This window comes from Enterobacter sp. QK-SA4, from assembly GCF_056856775.1.
Genome location: NZ_JBXFXH010000007.1, coordinates 1,023,489 through 1,042,684, shown reverse-complemented (window position 1 = coordinate 1,042,684; position 19,196 = coordinate 1,023,489). Strand labels below are relative to the sequence as shown.

General features: G+C 60.2%; 18 protein-coding genes. 12 read left to right on the top strand and 6 right to left on the bottom strand.

The annotated features are described in order from the left end of the window. Position 1 precedes the first annotated feature (1 nt). The 5 genes from AC1VYI_RS06615 to hycA all read right to left on the bottom strand — a co-directional run bounded on the left by AC1VYI_RS06615 (position 2) and on the right by hycA (position 5,606). Positions 2-1,711 (bottom strand): hydrogenase large subunit, encoded by a 1,710-nt coding sequence (locus AC1VYI_RS06615; protein WP_134867226.1) that lies wholly within the window; start codon positions 1,709-1,711, stop codon positions 2-4. A gap of 15 nt (positions 1,712-1,726) precedes the next feature. Next, a complete protein-coding gene (locus AC1VYI_RS06610) occupies positions 1,727-2,650 on the bottom strand; it encodes a respiratory chain complex I subunit 1 family protein (RefSeq protein ID WP_023308969.1) in 924 nt (307 codons plus the stop codon). A 1-nt stretch (position 2,651) separates the two neighbouring features. Then, a complete protein-coding gene (gene hycC / locus AC1VYI_RS06605) occupies positions 2,652-4,466 on the bottom strand; it encodes a formate hydrogenlyase subunit 3 (protein ID WP_134867225.1) in 1,815 nt (604 codons plus the stop codon). Beyond that, positions 4,463-5,071 (bottom strand): 4Fe-4S dicluster domain-containing protein, encoded by a 609-nt coding sequence (locus AC1VYI_RS06600; protein WP_023308971.1) that lies wholly within the window; start codon positions 5,069-5,071, stop codon positions 4,463-4,465. Before AC1VYI_RS06600 ends, hycC begins: the two co-directional genes overlap by 4 nt. Before the next feature lie 70 nt (positions 5,072-5,141). Then, the gene (gene hycA, locus AC1VYI_RS06595; protein WP_045404197.1) at positions 5,142-5,606 is read right to left on the bottom strand and encodes a formate hydrogenlyase regulator HycA; all 465 of its coding nucleotides are present in this window, start codon (positions 5,604-5,606) and stop codon (positions 5,142-5,144) included. 211 nt (positions 5,607-5,817) lie between these two features. Between hycA and hypA the strand changes: the two genes are divergently transcribed. The 10 genes from hypA to AC1VYI_RS06545 all read left to right on the top strand — a co-directional run bounded on the left by hypA (position 5,818) and on the right by AC1VYI_RS06545 (position 15,753). After that, positions 5,818-6,168 carry a hydrogenase maturation nickel metallochaperone HypA gene (gene hypA, locus AC1VYI_RS06590; RefSeq protein WP_045404196.1) on the top strand — a complete coding sequence of 117 codons (351 nt, stop codon included), beginning with the start codon at positions 5,818-5,820 and terminating at the stop codon, positions 6,166-6,168. Positions 6,169-6,171: 3 nt separating this feature from the next. Continuing rightward, positions 6,172-7,035 carry a hydrogenase nickel incorporation protein HypB gene (gene hypB, locus AC1VYI_RS06585; RefSeq protein ID WP_134867224.1) on the top strand — a complete coding sequence of 288 codons (864 nt, stop codon included), beginning with the start codon at positions 6,172-6,174 and terminating at the stop codon, positions 7,033-7,035. After that, complete coding sequence (locus AC1VYI_RS06580) at positions 7,026-7,298, top strand: HypC/HybG/HupF family hydrogenase formation chaperone (RefSeq protein ID WP_023308975.1); 273 nt, start codon at positions 7,026-7,028, stop codon at positions 7,296-7,298. The genes hypB and AC1VYI_RS06580 overlap by 10 nt, the downstream gene beginning before the upstream one ends. Before the next feature lie 2 nt (positions 7,299-7,300). Beyond that, positions 7,301-8,422, top strand: coding sequence for a hydrogenase formation protein HypD (gene hypD / locus AC1VYI_RS06575; RefSeq protein ID WP_134867223.1), 1,122 nt, complete (start codon positions 7,301-7,303; stop codon positions 8,420-8,422). After that, the gene (gene hypE / locus AC1VYI_RS06570) at positions 8,419-9,429 is read left to right on the top strand and encodes a hydrogenase expression/formation protein HypE (protein ID WP_023308977.1); all 1,011 of its coding nucleotides are present in this window, start codon (positions 8,419-8,421) and stop codon (positions 9,427-9,429) included. The genes hypD and hypE overlap by 4 nt, the downstream gene beginning before the upstream one ends. Positions 9,430-9,493: 64 nt before the next feature. Next, positions 9,494-11,566: a formate hydrogenlyase transcriptional activator FlhA gene (gene flhA / locus AC1VYI_RS06565; protein ID WP_226484229.1), complete on the top strand. Its 2,073-nt coding sequence runs from the start codon at positions 9,494-9,496 to the stop codon at positions 11,564-11,566. A 153-nt stretch (positions 11,567-11,719) separates the two neighbouring features. Continuing rightward, positions 11,720-12,718, top strand: a complete 999-nt coding sequence (gene eitA / locus AC1VYI_RS06560; RefSeq protein WP_063927671.1) for a siderophore ABC transporter substrate-binding protein EitA — start codon at positions 11,720-11,722, stop codon at positions 12,716-12,718. Beyond that, positions 12,718-13,755 (top strand): FecCD family ABC transporter permease, encoded by a 1,038-nt coding sequence (locus tag AC1VYI_RS06555; RefSeq protein WP_047743926.1) that lies wholly within the window; start codon positions 12,718-12,720, stop codon positions 13,753-13,755. Before eitA ends, AC1VYI_RS06555 begins: the two co-directional genes overlap by 1 nt. Then, positions 13,755-14,516: a siderophore ABC transporter ATP-binding protein EitC gene (gene eitC, locus AC1VYI_RS06550; RefSeq protein WP_045355783.1), complete on the top strand. Its 762-nt coding sequence runs from the start codon at positions 13,755-13,757 to the stop codon at positions 14,514-14,516. Before AC1VYI_RS06555 ends, eitC begins: the two co-directional genes overlap by 1 nt. A 16-nt stretch (positions 14,517-14,532) precedes the next feature. Continuing rightward, complete coding sequence (locus tag AC1VYI_RS06545) at positions 14,533-15,753, top strand: MDR family MFS transporter (RefSeq protein ID WP_045355782.1); 1,221 nt, start codon at positions 14,533-14,535, stop codon at positions 15,751-15,753. Between the two features lie 5 nt (positions 15,754-15,758). On the opposite strand, the gene AC1VYI_RS06540 is transcribed toward AC1VYI_RS06545, so the two are convergent. Continuing rightward, entirely contained in the window at positions 15,759-16,103 is a 345-nt protein-coding gene (locus AC1VYI_RS06540) for a nitrous oxide-stimulated promoter family protein (RefSeq protein ID WP_134867222.1), read from the bottom strand. 175 nt (positions 16,104-16,278) lie between these two features. Here AC1VYI_RS06540 and AC1VYI_RS06535 point away from each other — a divergent pair, with 175 nt between their 5' ends. Together AC1VYI_RS06535 and mutS are read left to right on the top strand one after the other, a co-directional pair. Next, complete coding sequence (locus AC1VYI_RS06535; protein WP_023308980.1) at positions 16,279-16,509, top strand: SymE family type I addiction module toxin; 231 nt, start codon at positions 16,279-16,281, stop codon at positions 16,507-16,509. Between the two features lie 113 nt (positions 16,510-16,622). Continuing rightward, positions 16,623-19,184 carry a DNA mismatch repair protein MutS gene (gene mutS, locus AC1VYI_RS06530; RefSeq protein WP_313149676.1) on the top strand — a complete coding sequence of 854 codons (2,562 nt, stop codon included), beginning with the start codon at positions 16,623-16,625 and terminating at the stop codon, positions 19,182-19,184. Positions 19,185-19,196: the final 12 nt, after the last annotated feature.

Genomic DNA, 19,196 nt, shown 5'->3' with positions numbered 1-19,196 from the left:
CTTATTTCAGCGGCGAGTTTTTACGCTCGATGCTGTAGCGCTCAAGCTCTTTGTACGGCACCACCTGGCTTTTCTTCTTGCGCACGTCGACCACGGTCATGCGGTCAGTGCAGGAGTAGCACGGGTCGAGGCTGCCGATGATCAGCGGCGCATCGGAAACCGTGTTGCCGCGCAGCATATAGCGCAGGGTTGGCCAATTGGCGTAGGTGGCCGCGCGGCAGCGCCAGCGGTAGAGCTTCTGGTTGTCGCCGGTCATGCTCCAGTGGATATCGTCCCCGCGCGGCGCTTCGGCAAAGCCGAGGGCAAAGCGGTTCGGAATGTAGGTAAAGCCCTCCACCATCAGCGGGCCGCCGGGAAGGTTATCGAGACCGAAGTCGATCATGTTCAGGGCGGTGAACACCTCGTTGATACGCACCTTGAGGCGCGAGATGACGTCGCAGCCCTGCTCGCTGTGCACGGTCATCGGCAGCAGGCCGTAGCCGACGAACGGGTGATCGGCGCGCGTGTCGCGGGCGTGGCCGCTGGCGCGCACCATCGGGCCGACGTTGCTGAAGTCGCGGGCAATTTCCGGGTCAAGGCGGCCGATGCCGACGGTGCGCTGCTCGATGTTTGGCGTGCTGAGCAGCATGTCCACCAGCTCCTGCACGTCGCGGCGCATCTGCTGCGCCAGCTGACGGGTCTGGATCATGTCGTCCTTCAGCAGGTCGCGGCGGATCCCGCCGATCAGGTTCAGGCCGTAGGTTTTACGCGCCCCGGTGAGGATCTCCGCCATCTTCATTGACGCCTCGCGCACGCGGAAGAACTGCATAAACCCGGAGTCAAAGCCGACGAAGTGGCAGGCCAGGCCGAGGTTCAGCAGGTGCGAGTGCAGGCGCTCCACCTCCAGCAGAATGGCGCGGATCATCTGCGCGCGCTCCGGTACCACGATCCCCATGCCGTTCTCCACCGAGGTGGTGTAGGCGGTGCTGTGGGCGAAGCCGCAGATGCCGCACACGCGGTCAGAGAGGAACGTCACCTCGTTGTAGCCCATGCGGGTTTCCGCCAGCTTTTCCATGCCGCGGTGGACGTAGAACAGGCGGTAGTCGGCGTCGATGATGTTCTCGCCGTCGACGAACAGGCGGAAGTGGCCCGGTTCGTCAGAGGTGACGTGCAGCGGGCCGATCGGCACCACGTTGTTCTTCTTGCTGCCCAGCTCGTTGATGAATTCGTAGGTTTCGCTGTCAGTGGTCGGCGCCGGGCGCTGGCGGTAGTCCATGCTGTCTTTGCGCAGCGGATAGAGTTCGTCCGGCCAGTCGTCCGGCAGCACCAGGCGGCGCTCGTCCGGCAGGCCGACCGGCACCAGGCCGTACATGTCGCGCACCTCGCGCTCGCCCCAGACGGCAGCGGGCACGCGCGGCGTGACGGACGGGTATTCCGGCTTAGCCGGGTCGACTTCGACGCGCACGGTGAGCCAGCACTTTTCGCCCTGCTCCATCGACATCACGTAGTACACCGCATAGTTGCCGCACAGCTGGCGCTCGTCGTTGCCGAACAGCACCGACAGCCAGCCGCCCTGCTGGTAGTACAGAAACTCGACCACTTCCGGCAGATAGTTCACCTTAATGGTGACGGTTACCTGGTCTTTAGTTTGCCAGGACTCCTCCAGCACCACGCCGGGGAAAGTCTGATGCAACGCGGCGAGATACTGCTGACCTTTCTTTTCTTCAGACATAAATACTCTCTTTAATCACGCCACCAGCAAGGAGACGAACGCTAAAAATGCAAAACCAAAACCGGCCCAGGTGATGCGCGACGTTTCCACAAAACGCAGGCGCGCCATGCTGTTTTCGAACAGGGCAATCACCAGCACGCCGACCAGCAGCTTGAAGGCGGCAACCACGACGGCCAGCATCAGACCGCCCGCGGAGAAGTGCGTCATCTGCCCCCACGGGAAGAAGACGCCGACAAACATCTGCAGCACCACCAGCTGTTTGAGGCTGATGCCCCACTTCAGCACCGCGAAGCCGTAGCCGCTGTACTCGGTAAGCGGCCCTTCCTGCAGCTCCTGCTCGGCTTCCGCCAGATCGAACGGCAGTTTGCCCATCTCAATAAACGTGGCGAACGCGCAGGCGCACAGCGCCAGCACCAGCGGGATCGAGCGGGACACCGGCCAGTGGTAAACGGTGTGGGTGATAAAGCTGATGTGGGTGGAACCCGCGACCTGCGCGGCAACCCACAGCCCCAGCAGCAGAATCGGCTCGACCAGCACGCCGAGCATCGCCTCGCGGCTGGCACCGATGCCGGTAAACGGGCTCCCGGTGTCCAGGCCCGCAATCGCAAAGAAGAAGCGGGCGATGGCGAAGAGGTAAATCAGCGTGATCAGATCGCCAAGCACGGGCAGCGGCGACGCCACCGTCACCACCGGCAGCGCGGTGGCGATGGTCAGCATCACGCCCACCATCACAAACGGCGTCAGGCGGAAGACCCAGCCTGCGGCGTCCGGGGCCACACTCTGACGGGAGAGCAGTTTAAAGAGATCGCGGTACTCCTGGAGCACCCCGGGCCCGCGACGGTTGTGCATCCGGGCGCGCGCCACGCGCGTGATGCCCGAAAGCAGCGGCGCAGCGGCGAACAGCACCAGCGCCTGAAGAATTGCCAGTAACAGACTCATGTCAGGCTCCTCGTGAAATCACAATGACCACCAGCACCGCCAGCTCGATGACCGCCAGACGGCGGAACAGCGCGGGCGCGGCGGCGCTCTGCCAGCCGGGTACCCAGCCCACCGGGTTCAGCCAGTGGCGCAGCTTCAGCACGCCGGCGAAGTTCTCCTTCACCGGCATGGCAAAACCGTGGGCGGTGATGACCATCGACTGTTCGTGTTCGTAGCCGCAGGCCCACGCCGCTCCGCGCGAGCGGGAGGCGAGCCGGTCGCGCTTGAAGAACAGCATCAGGACGAGCGGCAGCAGCGGTGCGCCAATCAGCAGCAGCGCTATCATGGGCTGAGAGACGGTGGTATTCGCCACGGTCAGCGGCAGCGGAATGGCGTTGCCCAGCAGCGGCAGCAGCCACGGCGCGGCGACGCCGCCCGCGATGCAGCACAGCGCCAGCGCGACCACGCTCACGCCCATCAACAACGGTGCGCAGCAGGCGTTTTCCGCTTCGCGGGTGCGCGGCGCGCCGAGGAAGGTCACGCCGTAGACTTTCGCCATACACATCACCGCCAGCGCCCCGGTTATCGCCAGACCGACCGCCAGCAGCGGGCCGAGCAGGCGTGCAATAAATGCGTCGCTCTGGCCGAGCGCGAAGAAGGACTGGTAGATCACCCACTCCCCGGCAAAGCCGTTCAGCGGCGGCAGCGCGGCCATTGCCATCAGACCCACCAGCATGGCGAGCGAAATGACGGGCATCTTTTTGCCAATCCCGCCCAGCTTTTCGATATCCCGATGGCCGGTGCGGAAACAGATGCTTCCCGCGCCGAGGAACAGCGTGCTTTTAAACAGGCTGTGGTTGACGAGGTGATAAAGACCGCCGATAAACCCGGCGGCAATCAGCGCCGGCTGGTTGAGCGCCAGCCCGGTCACCCCCGCGCCAATGCCGAGCAGGATGATGCCGATATTTTCAAGCGTGTGGTACGCCAGAAGACGCTGGATGTTGTGCTCCATCAGCGCGTAAAGGCCGCCGACGAACGCGGTGACCATTCCCGCAATCAGCAGCACGACGCCCCACCACAGCGGCGGTTGTCCGCCGGTCAGCGTAATCACCAGAATCCCGAACAGACCCACTTTCATCACCACCACAGAAAACAGCGCGGCGGCGGGCGCGGAGGCATTCGCATGCGCCTGCGGCACCCAGCCGTGCAGCGGGATGATGCCAGCGAGCAGGCCAAAGCCGAGCGTGCCCAGCAGCCAGACGTCGTTCCCCAGCGGATGCCCGTTGAGCGCAGCGAAGTCCAGCGTGCCAAAGCGTTGCCACACCAGCCAGCAGGCCAGCGCCAGCAGCAGCGTTCCGAGGCGTCCCAGCGCAAACCACAGCTTGCCGGAGGCGCTGCAGCCCGTCAGGAACACGCCGCACAGCGCCATGATTTCCGCCATCACCACCAGCGCGCCGAGATTGCTGGCGATAACGGTGCAGACCGCAGTCGCCATCAGCAGGTTAACCAGCAGGCCGTTAGCCCTGGCGTGCGGATGGCGGTGCCAGTCGATATTGAACAGGCTGATAAACAGTCCGCACAGGCCAAACGTCACCAGCCAGATGGCGTTCAGGGGCGCGATCTCCACGTTGTGGCGAATCAGCGGCATCACGGTCTCAGCGGACTGGCCGCCGAGCAGGACAACGCCGCCTGCTGCCAGCGTCATCAGGCTAGCCACCGCCCCGCCGAGCCCGGCGATCGCGCCGCTCAGGGTTTTATGGAATGAGAAGATCAGCGCCAGAACAGCGGCGCCAGCAAAACAGGCTACCGCGCTGGTAATCATCATCGCCGCGTTCATTTCGCCCCCTCGTTAAGCGCCTGTAGCAGAGAAAGGTCGCCAAAATCACTGTTGATGGTCAGCTCGCGTTTACGCTTGCTGGTACGGGCGATGTCGCGAATGTTAACCAGAATCAACGCCTTAGTCGGGCAGGTGCGCACGCAGGCCGGACCCTGCTCATCGAAGCTGCACAGGTCGCATTTCACCGCAACGGCACGAATGCCGGGCACCCAGTCCAGCAGCGTGCTTACGCGTGCCGGAGCCGGTGGCGCGGGCGGGGCTTTTGGCGAGTTGGCGTTCGCCGGAATATGCAGCGGACGGCTGCCGGAAAATTCAATCGCGCCGAACGGGCAGGCAATGCCGCACAGCTTGCAGCTTACGCACAGGCTTTCGTTCAGCTGGACAGCGCCATCAACGCGGGTGATGGCATTCACAGGGCAGACGCCCGCGCAGGGGGCGTCTTCACAGTGATGGCAGAGCTGCGGGGCAGACTCTTTTTCATTACGCATGACGTGCAGGCGCGGCATGGACTGCAGCCCATGCAGGCGATGCGTTTCCGAGCACGCCGCCTCACAGGTTCGACAGCCAATACAGACCGTCGAGTCAGCAATTACAAAACGGTTCACCGGGTTATCCTCTGGTGATAGTCATTTTTGACGAAAAACTGTCTTGTCGACACTTCTCGACACGCAGGAGTCAGGCCACGTTCGCTGAGGTATTTCCATCCATCAGCTGCTTCAGGTTGACCGGGAGATCGTGTTCAACGGCGGCGTACAGGCCGTTATAGACCGGCGCGATTTTTTCCAGATAGTGCTCCAGCACCTGCTGGCGATCGCGGTTGCTGACGTGGCCGTCCACCATGCCGTCGGCCATCAGCTGCGCCTTCGCAATACACTGTTTTTCGCCGTCTTTTGTCTCGAGGTGGTACTCAATGGTGTGGCTGTTGAAGTTATCCGCCAGGGTAACGTTGATGATGAAATGGCCGAACAGGACGAAGCGCATGTCGCCCTGCGCCGCGCAGCTCATCGCGTGGTGAAGACGCGCTTTCGAGAGGGTTATGCCCTGAACCAGAGAGTTGCAGTAGAGGTGCCACTGGTCCTGCAGCTGCTGATGACGCTGCGCGATGTAATCCGCTTTTTCGCTGATTTCCCAAATAGTCATAGAAGGTATCCGTTTAATGGAGATAGCGGCTGTTAAGCAGATTCCATGCCAGTTTTTATCTTACTGATTTTAAATAGATTTAATTACAAAACTGCTGTCAACGCCGCGGTGTCGACGTGTCATTTCGACAGCGTTGACATCGTCACGCCTTAACAAAAATCAAGCTGGCACCGTTATTGCATTCAATGGCGCAATTCATTGAGGAGGCGTCATGCACGAAATCACCCTCTGCCAGCGGGCTCTGGAACTTATCGAACAGCAGGCAGTGCAAAACCACGCGAAGCGCGTCACCGGCGTCTGGCTGAAAGTCGGGGCGTTTTCCTGCGTTGAGCCCAGCGCCCTGAATTTCTGTTTTGAGCTGGTGTGTCGCGGCACGCTGGCGGAAGGCTGCGAGCTCCATATCGAAGAGCAGCAGGCTGAGTGCTGGTGCGAGCAGTGCCAGCAGTACGTCACCCTGCTGTCATCAAAGGTTCAGCGCTGTCCGCAGTGTCAGAGCACCGGTCTTCGCATCGTGGCGGACGACGGCATGCAGATCCAACGCCTCGAAATCGAGAAGGAGTAAAGTATGTGTAGCACCTGCGGTTGCGCCGAAGGCAACCTGTATATAGAAGGGGATGAACACCGTCCCCATTCCGCGTTTCGCTCCGCGCCCTTTTCGCCTGCCCCGCGGCCTGCTGCGGCGCTGACCGGTATCACCTTCGCCCCGCAACGCTCCGCTGCGGGCGATCTACACTACGGCCACGGCGAAGCGGGTACCCACGCGCCGGGCATCAGCCAGCGCCAGATGCTGGAGGTGGAAATCAACGTGCTGGACAAAAATAACCAGATCGCCGCCCGCAACCGCGCGCGCTTTGCCGCCCGCAAACAGCTGGTGCTGAACCTGGTCTCCAGCCCCGGCTCCGGCAAAACCACGCTGTTAACGGAAACGCTCAAACGCCTGAACGGGCGCGTCTCCTGCGCGGTGATTGAAGGCGACCAGCAAACCGTTAACGACGCGGCGCGCATTCGCGAAACCGGCACCCCGGCGATTCAGGTCAATACTGGCAAAGGCTGCCACCTGGATGCGCAGATGATTGCCGACGCCGCCCCACGTCTTCCGCTGGCGGATAACGGCATTCTGTTTATTGAAAACGTCGGCAACCTGGTCTGCCCGGCGAGCTTCGATCTGGGCGAACGCCACAAGGTGGCGGTGCTTTCGGTGACCGAAGGCGAAGACAAACCGCTGAAGTACCCGCATATGTTTGCCGCCGCGTCTATCATGCTGCTGAACAAAGTTGACCTGCTTCCGTACCTGAACTTCGACGTGGATAAGTGCCTGTCCTGCGCCCGGGAAGTGAACCCGGAGATTGAGATCCTGCTGGTCTCCGCCACGCGCGGCGACGGCATGGAAGCCTGGCTGAACTGGCTGGAGAGTGAACGATGTGCATAGGTGTACCGGGACAAATCCATTCCATTGACGGGAACCAGGCCAAAGTGGAGGTCTGCGGCATCCTGCGCGACGTGGACCTGACGCTGGTGGGCAGCAGCGATGAAACGGGCGCATCGCGTCTCGGCCAGTGGGTGCTCGTCCACGTAGGGTTTGCCATGAGCGTGATTAACGAAGCGGAAGCCCGCGACACGCTGGATGCATTGCAAAACATGTTCGACGTGGAGCCTGACGTGGGCGCGCTGCTGTACGGCGAGGAGCGTTAGCCATGCGTTACGTTGATGAATACCGCGCGCCGGAGCAGGTGCTGCAGCTTATCGGGCACCTGAAAACGCGCGCGGCGCTGCTGGAATACACGGCGGAAAACCCGTTGCGGATCATGGAGGTGTGCGGCGGACATACGCACGCCATCTTCAAATTTGGCCTCGACCAGCTGCTGCCGGAGAACATCGAGTTTATCCACGGCCCCGGCTGCCCGGTGTGCGTGCTGCCGATGGGGCGCATCGACAGCTGCATCGAAATTGCCAGCCAGCCCGACGTCATTTTCTGCACCTTTGGCGACGCGATGCGCGTGCCGGGGAAAAACGGCTCGCTGCTGCAGGCGAAAGCGCGCGGGGCCGACATCCGGATCGTCTATTCGCCGATGGATGCCCTGACGCTGGCGGAGGACAACCCCGCGCGCAGGGTGGTGTTTTTTGGCCTGGGATTTGAAACCACCATGCCCGCCACCGCCATCACGCTGCAGCAGGCGAAAGCGCGCGGCGTCGGGAATTTTTTCTTCTTCTGCCAGCACATTACGCTCATCCCCACCCTGCGCAGCCTGCTGGAAGAGCCGGGAAACGGCATTGATGCCTTTCTGGCACCGGGGCATGTCAGCATGGTGATTGGCACAGACGCCTACGGTTTTATCGCTGAACAGTACAATCGTCCGTTAGTGGTCGCTGGTTTCGAACCACTTGATCTACTGCAAGGTGTGACCATGCTGGTTGAGCAGAAAATAGCGGCCCTGAGCGCGGTGGAAAACCAGTACCGCCGCGTGGTGCCGGATGCGGGAAATGAACGGGCGCAGCAGGCGATCGCCGACGTGTTCAGCGTTGAGGGCGACAGCGAGTGGCGTGGTCTGGGGCTGATTGCCGAATCCGGCGTGCACCTGACGTCAGCCTATCGCGCGTTCGACGCCGAAGCGCATTTTCGCCCGCAGCCGCAGCAGGTTTGCGACGATCCCCGGGCCCGCTGCGGCGAAGTTCTCACCGGTAAATGCAAACCTCATCAATGCCCGTTATTTGGCAATACCTGTAACCCGCAAACGGCGTTTGGCGCGCTGATGGTCTCCTCCGAAGGGGCGTGTGCCGCGTGGTATCAGTATCGCAACCAGGAGAGTGAAGCATGAATACGGTTGAAATGGCGCACGGCAGCGGCGGACAGGCGATGCAGCAGCTGATTAACCGGCTGTTTATGGAAGCCTTCAACAACCCCTGGCTCGCCGAACAGGAAGACCAGGCGCGCATTGACCTCGCCACCCTCACCGCGCAGGGCGACAGGCTGGCCTTCTCCACCGACAGCTACGTGATTGACCCGCTGTTCTTCCCCGGCGGCGATATCGGCAAGCTCGCCGTCTGCGGCACGGCCAACGACGTGGCGGTCAGCGGTGCCGTTCCGCGCTACCTCTCCTGCGGGTTTATCCTCGAAGAGGGATTACCGATGGAGACGCTCACGACAGTGGTCAACAGCATGGCGCAGACCGCACGCGAGGCCGGGATAGCTATCGTCACCGGCGATACAAAAGTGGTGCAGCGCGGCGCGGCCGACAAGCTATTTATCAACACCGCCGGCATGGGCGCGATCCCCGCCGATATTCACTGGGCGGCGCAGCGGCTTAGCGTGGGCGACGTGCTGATCGTGACCGGAACGCTGGGCTGCCACGGGGCGACCATCCTTAACCTGCGCGAAGGTCTGGGGCTGGACGGGGAACTGCGCAGTGACTGCGCGGTGCTCACCCCACTGATCCAGACGCTGCGGGGTATTCCCGGCGTGAAAGCCCTGCGCGACGCCACGCGAGGCGGCGTGAATGCCGTGGCACACGAATTTGCGGCAAGCTGCGGGTACGGGATTGAACTCACCGAGCGCAGCCTGCCCGTTAAGCCTGCCGTTCGCGGGCTTTGCGAACTGCTGGGCCTTGACCCGCTCAACTTTGCCAACGAAGGCAAACTGGTGATTGGCGTTGAACGCTCGGCCGCGGAAGCCGTTCTTGAACAGCTGCGGGCTCATCCGTCAGGAAAAGAGGCGGCGATGATTGGTGAAGTGGTTGAGCGCAAAGGGGTGCGCCTGACCGGACTTTATGGCGTGAAGCGGACGCTTGACCTGCCGCACGCGGAACCCTTACCCCGTATTTGCTAGAACCGCGCCAAAAGCGGTCAGCACTGAATGTCTCTTTTTTTGCCAGTTTCTATTGGAAAGCAATATGCCGTATACACCGATGAGCGATCTTGGACAGCAGGGCCTGTTTGACATCACGCGCACACTTTTACAGCAGCCCGATCTCGGTGCGCTGAGCGATGCCCTGACGCGGCTGGTCAGGCAATCGGCGCTGGCGGACAGCGCCGCGATTGTGCTCTGGCATAGCGGAACGCAGCGCGCGAGCTACTACTCGACGCGTGATAATGGCAAAACGTTTGAATACGAAGACGAAACGTATCTGGCGCATGGCCCGGTGCGCCGCATACTCTCCCGGCCTGAAGTGCTGCACTGCAACTTTGCGGAGTTCCGCCAGGCGTGGCCGAAGCTGGCGGAGAGCGACCTCTATCAGCCTTTCGGGCATTACTGCATGCTGCCGCTGGCGGCTGAGGGCCAGATTTTTGGCGGCTGCGAGTTTATCCGCACGACCGACCAGCCCTGGAGCGAGGCGGAATACGAGCGTCTGCACACCTTTACCCAGATTGTGGCCGTCGTCGCGGAGCAAATCCAAAGCCGCGTCACCAATAACGTCGATTACGACCTGCTGAGCCGCGAGCGCGACAACTTCCGCATTCTGGTCGCCATCACCAACGCCGTGCTGTCGCGGCTCGACATGGACGAGCTGGTCAGCGAAGTTTCGAAAGAGATCCACCACTATTTCAAAATAGACGCCATCAGCATTGCGCTGCGCGGGCATCGCAAGGGCAAGCTGAACATCTACTCCACGCACTATCTCGATGAAGCCAACCCGGCGCACGAGCAGAGCGAGGTAGACGAAGCGGGCACCCTTTCCGAGCGGGTCTTCAAAAGCAAAGAGATCCTCCTGCTCAACCTGAACGAGCAGGACCCGGTCGCGCCGTACGAGCGGATGCTGTTTAACACCTGGGGCAATAAAATTCAGACCCTGTGCCTGCTGCCGCTGATGTCCGGCAACACCATGCTGGGCGTGCTAAAGCTGGCGCAGTGCGAGGAAGGCGTGTTCACCACCGCCAACCTGAAGCTGCTGCGCCAGATTGCCGAGCGTATTTCCATCGCGCTCGATAACGCCCTCGCCTATCAGGAAATTCATCGTCTGAAAGAGCGGCTGGTGGATGAGAACCTGGCCCTGACCGAACAGCTCAACAACGTGGACAGCGAGTTTGGTGAAATCATTGGGCGCAGCGACGCCATGTACAGCGTGCTTAAGCAGGTTGAGATGGTGGCGCAAAGCGACAGCACGGTGCTGATTCTGGGCGAAACCGGCACGGGCAAAGAGCTGATAGCCCGCGCCATCCACAACCTGAGCAACCGCAACAGCCGACGGATGGTGAAGATGAACTGCGCCGCGATGCCTGCGGGACTGCTGGAAAGCGATCTGTTCGGCCACGAGCGAGGCGCATTCACCGGGGCCAGCAGCCAGCGGCTGGGCCGTTTTGAGCTGGCGGACAAAAGCTCGCTGTTCCTCGACGAAGTGGGCGATATGCCGCTGGAGCTACAGCCGAAACTGCTGCGCGTCCTGCAGGAGCAGGAGTTTGAGCGCCTTGGCAGCAACAAGCTTATCCAGACCGACGTGCGGCTGATTGCGGCCACCAACCGGGACCTGAAAAAAATGGTCGCCGACCGCGAGTTTCGCAGCGACCTTTACTATCGTCTGAACGTCTTTCCGATCTTCCTGCCGCCGCTGCGCGAACGCCCGGATGATATCCCCCTGCTGGTTAAAGCCTTTACCGCGAAGATCGCGCGCCGTATGGGGCGAAACATCGACAGTATTCCTGCCGAGACGTTGCGTACCCTTTCATCGATGGAATGGCCCGGCAACGTGCGCGAGCTGGAAAACGTCATCGAACGCGCGGTGCTGCTGACGCGCGGAAACGTGCTGCAACTCTCCCTGCCTGAAGTTACGCTTCCTGACGTAACCGCGCCCGCCGCCGAGACAGCGAAAGAGGGAGAAGATGAATATCAGCTCATTATGCGCGTGCTGAAAGAGACCAACGGCGTGGTCGCCGGGCCAAAAGGTGCCGCCCAGCGCCTGGGGTTAAAACGCACCACCCTGCTGTCACGCATGAAGCGTCTCGGTATTGATAAAGAGAGCCTGGTTTAAGCCCCCAATCCGGCGGTGTTTTTCTGGCACCGCCTTTCGTTACCCTGCGCAATTGTCCCTCATTGACACAAAATCGTTTCCTCTGTATAAAATTCCGCCTTAATAATGAGTTTCATTTGCATCAATAATAATATTAATCAAGGGTAGCGTTTCATGAAGAAGGTCATCTGCGCGTTAGGCCTGGCGGTTGCGTCGGTCAGTTCTGCTCTGGCAACCACATATCCTCTGACCATTGAAAACTGTGGCTATAAAGAGACATTCACCAAAGCGCCGGAACGCGTCGTGGCTCTGGGTCAGAATACCGTCGAAATTCTGCTCCTGCTGGGGCTGGAAGATAAGGTGAAGGCCAGCGCCTTCTGGCCGACGAAAGTGCTGCCGCAGCTGGCGGAACAGAACGCAAAAATCAAAACCCTGACGGTCGAAATCCCTACCCTTGAATCCGTGCTTGCGCAAAATCCCGACTTTGTCCCCGCGCAGTCACCGCTGCTGCTGGGGCCGGAAAGCAAGGTCGCAAAACGCGACGATCTGATGACCCTGGGCGTGAACAGCTACGTGTCCCCGGGCATGTGTGCGACCAAAAAAGCCACCGGCGATATGTACGGCAGCCGCCAGAAACTGTGGGATATGACATATCTCTATCAGGAGATTGAGGATTTCGCCAAAATCTTTAACGTTGAAGATCGCGGTCAGGCCGTGATTGCCGATTTCAAAAAACGCGAGGCCGACCTGCGTAAGGAATTCGGCAAGAGTAAAAAAGATCTTTCGTTTGTCTTCTGGTTCTCCAGTTCATCCCCTTCTGCTGACGCCTACGTCGGCGGTAAAAATAGCCCCTCCGGGTTTATCGCCAGCCTGATGGGCGGTCATAACGCCATTACGTCCGAGACCGAATGGCCAACCGTAGGCTGGGAAAGCATTATTGCCGCCAATCCGGATGTCATTGTGGTGTCCAGCCTGGACCGCAACCGCTGGGCGCTGGATAACGCGGAAGAAAAAATCAAATTCCTGAAGAGCGATCCGGCGGTCAGCCAGCTGGACGCGGTGAAAAAAGGCCATATCGTGGTGATGGACGGCCAGGCGATGAACCCGACGATCCGCACGATTTACGGGGCTGAGCAGGTCGGCGAACAGCTCAGAAAGCTGGGGCTGAACTGATGACAACCGCCGTTCTTCAGGCCCGGCAGAGCCTGGTTCTGACGACCTCGGCTTTGCTCGCCCTGGTACTGTTATTTCTGGTGATAGCCCTGAGCGTCAGCGTCGGCGAGCTGTCCATCCCGCTGGATAACGTGTTTTACGCCATCAGCAATAAAATGGGGCTCACCGAGGTTCCGCTCACTCGCATCTATGAGAGCGTGATCTGGGACTTTCGCCTGAGCCGCGCGCTGGTTGCGGCCTGCTGCGGCGCGGGGCTGGCCATCTGCGGTGCCGTATTGCAGAGCCTGCTGAAGAACGCGCTGGCGGAACCCTACGTGCTCGGCGTGTCCGCGGGCGCGTCGACCGGGGCGGTTTCTGTCGTCGTATTGGGGATCGGCACCGGTGCGGTGTCGCTCTCTGCCGGGGCCTTTGCCGGGGCGTTCGCCGCGTTTGCGTTTGTCGCGTTTCTGACGAACGGGGCGCGCGGCGGGAATGAACGTACGATTCTGGCAGGCGTCGCCGCCTCGCAGCTTTTTAACGCCATTACCGCCTACACCATTAGCACCTCCGCCAGTGCCCAGCAGGCGCGCGACGTAATGTTCTGGCTGCTGGGCAGCTTCAGCGGCGTACGCTGGCCTGAATTCCAGCTGGCACTGGTCGTGGTGCTGATTGGGTTAGCCATTTGCCTCTACTATTCCCGGGCGCTGGATGCCTTTACGTTCGGTGACGACGCCGCCGCGTCGCTGGGCATTGCCGTTCCCTGGGTGCGCCTGGCACTTTTTACCACTACCGCGCTGATTACCGCGACCATCGTCAGCATGGCGGGCTCAATCGGCTTTGTCGGGCTGGTGGTGCCGCACGTCATGCGTTTCCTGTTCGGGCCGCTGCACCGCACGCTGCTGATTGCCAGCGCGCTGGCAGGCGCAATCCTGATGGTGCTGGCCGATATCGCCTCGCGCATGCTGATTGCGCCGCAAAGCCTGCCCGTCGGCGTGGTCACCGCGCTGGTTGGCGTTCCGTTCTTTGCCGTGATTATCTACCGCTCAAGGAATAAGTGATGAGCATCTGCGCTGAAAATATTACCTGGAAGGTCGGCAAAAAAGTCATCGTTAATGACGTCTCGCTGAAGGTTTCCCGGGGCGAAACGGTAGGACTGCTTGGCCCTAACGGCTGCGGTAAATCGTCTCTTTTACGTATCCTCGCGGGGCTGCGTCGCCCGGATGCGGGCTGTGTGACGCTGGACGGCCAGGACATCTCTCGTATTGCCAAAAAGCAGCTGGCCCGCCGGGTCGCCTTCGTGGAGCAGCACGGCATGACTGACGCCAACATGCGCGTGCGCGACGTGGTCAAACTCGGGCGGATTCCGCACCACTCCGCCTTTTCCAACTGGAGCACGCACGATGACGAAACCGTCACCGCCGCTCTGCAGCGCGTGGATATGCTGGATAAAAGCAACCAGGGGTGGCTGAGCCTCTCCGGCGGTGAGCGCCAGCGCGTCCACATTGCCCGCGCGCTGGCCCAGACCCCGACGGAAATCCTGCTGGATGAACCAACAAACCACCTGGACATTCATCATCAGATGCAGCTGATGCAGTTGATCAGCGAATTACCGGTCACCAGCATTGTCGCTATCCACGATCTCAACCACGCCTCGATGTTCTGCGACTCGCTGATTGTGATGCAGAAAGGCCAAATTGTGGCGACGGGGACACCGCAGGACATCCTGTCCGAGTCGTTGCTCTGGGATGTCTTCCGGGTCAAAACCAAAATCGAGATCTCGCCGTTCCATGGCAAAAAACACATTCACTTTATCGTTTAGGGGCGAGTGACCAACGATGCCCCTTCGCCCTGCCACCACGCTCTGGCCGCCCGTTTTACTGGGTAGCCAGTTTGTTTTTAACATCGGCTTTTACGCCGTTGTCCCCTTCCTGGCGATATTCCTGCGCGACGATATGCTGCTCTCCGGTGGGCTGATCGGGCTGATCCTCGGCCTGCGCACGTTCTCTCAGCAGGGGATGTTTATCGTCGGCGGCGCGCTCTCGGACCGGTTTGGCGCGAAAATCGTTATCCTGAGCGGGTGCATTATTCGCGTCGCGGGCTATCTGCTGCTGGCGTTCGGGCACGCACTCTGGCCCATCATTCTTGGGGCGTGCCTGACCGGTATTGGCGGCGCATTGTTCTCCCCCTCGATTGAGGCACTGCTGGCAAAAGCAGGCACGCAAAGCGAGGCGAGAGGCAAGCGTAGCCGGGCGGAGTGGTTTGCCCTCTTTGCCGTCTGCGGTGAACTCGGCGCGGTGCTGGGCCCGGTTGCCGGTGCCCTGCTGACGGGGCTTGGCTTCCGCCAGGTGGCGCTGGCGGGTGCAGGGGTTTTCATTATTGCCTTACTGGTGCTGCACTTCTGTCTTCCGGCTTCCCCCCGCCTTTCACAGACCCTAAACATACAGCCCTGGTGGACGACGTTCCGCCAGCCGCGCTTTGTCGCCTTTATCATTGCCTACAGCTCGTGGCTGTTAAGCTATAACCAGCTCTATCTGGCGCTGCCGGTAGAGATCCAGCGCTCCGGTGGTAACGAGAAAGATCTTGGCCCGCTGTTTATGCTGGCCTCGGTGCTGATCATCACTTTGCAGCTTCCGCTGGCCCGCTTCGCCCGACGCGTGGGGGCGGTGAGAATTCTGCCGGTGGGCTTTTTGCTGCTCTCCGCCGCCTTTGCGAGCGTGGCGATGTTTGCGGCGACAGAACCGCCCGAGGGCTGGCTGCGCCTGCTGCCGTCGGTCTGTTTCGTGACGCTGTTGACGCTGGGACAGATGCTGCTGGTACCCTCGGCTAAGGACCTGATTCCCCGGTTTGCCGAGGAGTCCACGCTGGGGGCGCACTACGGCGCACTCGCCACCGCCGGAGGCATTGCGGTACTGGCCGGAAATTTGCTGTTTGGCAGCCTGCTGGATCGCGCGCTGGTGCCCTCAACGCAGGCGATGCTCCCCTGGCTGCTGCTGGCCCTCTTCCCGCTCTGCAGCGCGCTGGCCCTTAACGTGATTTGCCGCCCGCTCAGAAGCTGAACCGGTCACTTTTTCGGACGATACTTTTCCGGCAGTTCCGGTACGGGACGACGGTCATCCATCAGATGGCGGACGGTCAGGATGGGATAACGCCATAACATACGCGGGCCTGCCCAGCGCATAACCTGCTTCATCTCTTCACGTCTGGCAGGCTGGTAGCAGTGTACGGGGCACTGCTTGCAGGCAGGCTTTTCCTCACCGAAAACGCATTTATCCAGGCGCTTATCGGCATACGCATTGAGCGCCTGATAGTGCCCTTCCTCCTGAGATGCCTGCGGGCAATGCTTTTCATACAGCGCGATCATTTTCGCGATGGTCTCTTTTTCTCGTGAGATGCGTTTACCGGACATAGCGGATTACCGAACAATAAAGTGCATCAATAATACACCTTTCAACACTGGATTTCAGCGGTTGCATTTCGTTTCCTGAAGCCTGATTCCAGTTTTATCCCTGCACCGGCTAGCAATCACTGGTATTTTATACAGGCATCAGAAATGACCTTTGTCCGTGTTGTCTGGAGACCCTATGCAAGAGCTCGCGATCGGCAAACCCTATCGCCATTTAAAAGTGGGATATTTTAGAAAGCGCCATGAAGACCGCAATACCAAGATACCGAAGCGCTACAGCGTGCATGCGGCGTTGAGCTTAAAAGGTGACTGGCTTGAAAAAGCGGGATTTACAACCCATTCCCGAGTCAGGGTGGGCGTGGAGCATGGAAAAATTGTCATCGAATTAATGTCGGAAGATGCCTCGTAAAGCCACGACATTTTTCTGCGCCGGACCTTTTTTTCATGCGACAATAGAAGGAACAAACGGCCATTGAGCCCATCAAAACGGTTTATTTTCAAAGAAATGGACATCATAACTCCATGAGCACAATCGACAATTTCGACGCACATACGCCGATGATGCAGCAGTATCTGAAGCTGAAAGCACAGCATCCGGAAATCCTGCTGTTTTACCGTATGGGCGATTTTTACGAGCTGTTTTATGACGATGCTAAGCGTGCATCGCAGCTGCTCGACATCTCGCTAACCAAACGTGGCGCATCGGCAGGCGAGCCCATTCCTATGGCAGGTATCCCGCACCACGCGGTAGAAAACTACCTGGCGAAGCTGGTGAATCAGGGCGAGTCCGTTGCCATCTGCGAACAGATCGGCGATCCGGCGACCTCAAAAGGCCCGGTGGAACGCAAAGTCGTGCGCATCGTCACGCCTGGCACCATCAGTGATGAAGCCCTGTTACAGGAGCGCCAGGATAACCTGCTGGCAGCGCTGTGGCAGGACGGTAAAGGGTTTGGCTACGCGACTCTGGATATTAGCTCCGGACGTTTTCGTCTGAGTGAACCGGCTGACCGTGAAACGATGGCTGCCGAACTGCAGCGCACCAACCCTGCAGAATTGCTCTATGCCGAAGATTTCGCCGAAATGTCGCTGATTGAAGGTCGTCGCGGGTTGCGCCGTCGTCCGCTGTGGGAATTCGAAATTGATACCGCGCGCCAGCAGCTGAATCTGCAGTTTGGCACCCGCGATCTGATTGGCTTTGGCGTTGAAAATGCCCCGCGCGGGCTGTGTGCGGCAGGTTGCCTCCTGCAGTACGTGAAAGATACCCAGCGCACCGCCCTGCCGCATATCCGCTCTATCACTATGGAGCGCCAGCAAGACAGCATCATCATGGATGCCGCCACGCGCCGTAACCTGGAGATCACGCAGAACCTGGCGGGTGGCGTAGAAAATACGCTCGCGTCGGTCCTCGACAGTACGGTTACGCCAATGGGCAGCCGCATGCTGAAACGCTGGCTGCATATGCCGATCCGCAATACCGAGACGCTGCTTTGCCGTCAGCAGACGATTGCCGCGCTGCAGGATCGCTATACCGATCTGCAGCCGGTCCTGCGCCAGGTAGGCGATCTGGAGCGTATCCTTGCGCGTCTGGCACTACGAACAGCGAGACCACGCGACCTCGCGCGGATGCGTCATGCTTTCCAGCAGCTGCCGGAACTGCGCGCGCAGCTGAGTGACGTTGACAGCGCGCCGGTACAGAAACTCCGCGAAACCATGGGCGAATTTACCGAGCTTCGCGAACTGCTGGAGCGCGCCATTATCGATGCGCCTCCGGTTCTGGTGCGTGATGGCGGCGTGATTGCCCCGGGCTACAACGAGGAGCTGGACGAATGGCGCGCGCTGGCCGATGGTGCGACGGATTACCTCGACAAGCTGGAAATCCGCGAGCGCGAGCGTCTTGGGCTCGACACCCTGAAAGTGGGGTATAACGCGGTACACGGTTACTACATTCAAATTAGCCGCGGGCAGAGCCACCTGGCGCCGATTCACTACGTGCGTCGCCAGACGTTGAAAAACGCCGAACGCTACATCATTCCTGAACTGAAAGAGTACGAAGACAAAGTCCTCACCTCGAAAGGCAAGGCGCTGGCGCTGGAAAAACAGCTTTATGACGAGCTGTTCGACATGCTGATGCCGCACCTGGGCGACCTGCAGCAGAGCGCCAGCGCGCTGGCGGAGCTGGACGTGCTGGTCAATCTGGCAGAACGCGCTGAAACGCTGAACTACACCTGCCCGACCTTTACCGATAAGCCTGGCATTCGCATCACTGAAGGCCGTCACCCGGTGGTAGAGCAGGTGCTCAACGAACCGTTCATCGCCAACCCGCTGAGCCTGTCACCGCAGAGAAGAATGTTGATCATTACCGGTCCGAACATGGGCGGTAAGAGTACCTATATGCGTCAGACGGCGCTTATTGCGCTGCTCGCGTATATTGGCAGCTACGTCCCGGCGCAAAACGTGGAGATTGGCCCCATCGACCGCATCTTTACCCGCGTCGGGGCTGCGGACGATCTGGCGAGCGGACGCTCAACCTTCATGGTCGAGATGACCGAAACTGCAAACATTCTGCACAACGCGACGGAACACAGCCTGGTGCTGATGGACGAAGTCGGACGCGGAACGTCAACCTATGATGGTCTGTCCCTGGCATGGGCCTGTGCGGAAAGCCTTGCGAATAAAATCAAGGCCATGACGCTTTTTGCCACCCATTATTTCGAACTCACGCAGCTGCCGGAGAAAATGGAAGGGGTTGCGAACGTTCATCTGGATGCGCTGGAGCACGGCGATACCATTGCCTTCATGCATACGGTGCAGGATGGCGCGGCGAGCAAGAGCTATGGCCTGGCCGTCGCGGCGCTGGCAGGCGTACCGAAGGACGTGATCAAGCGCGCACGTCAGAAACTGCGTGAACTGGAAAGCCTGTCACCGAATGCGGCGGCGACGCAGATTGATGGCACCCAGATGTCGCTGCTGGTGCCTGCGGAAGAGACGTCGCCTGCGGTGGAAGCGCTGGAGAACCTCGACCCGGATTCACTGACGCCGCGTCAGGCGCTGGAGTGGATTTACAGGTTGAAGAGTCTGGTTTAGTTTTCTGCGGTC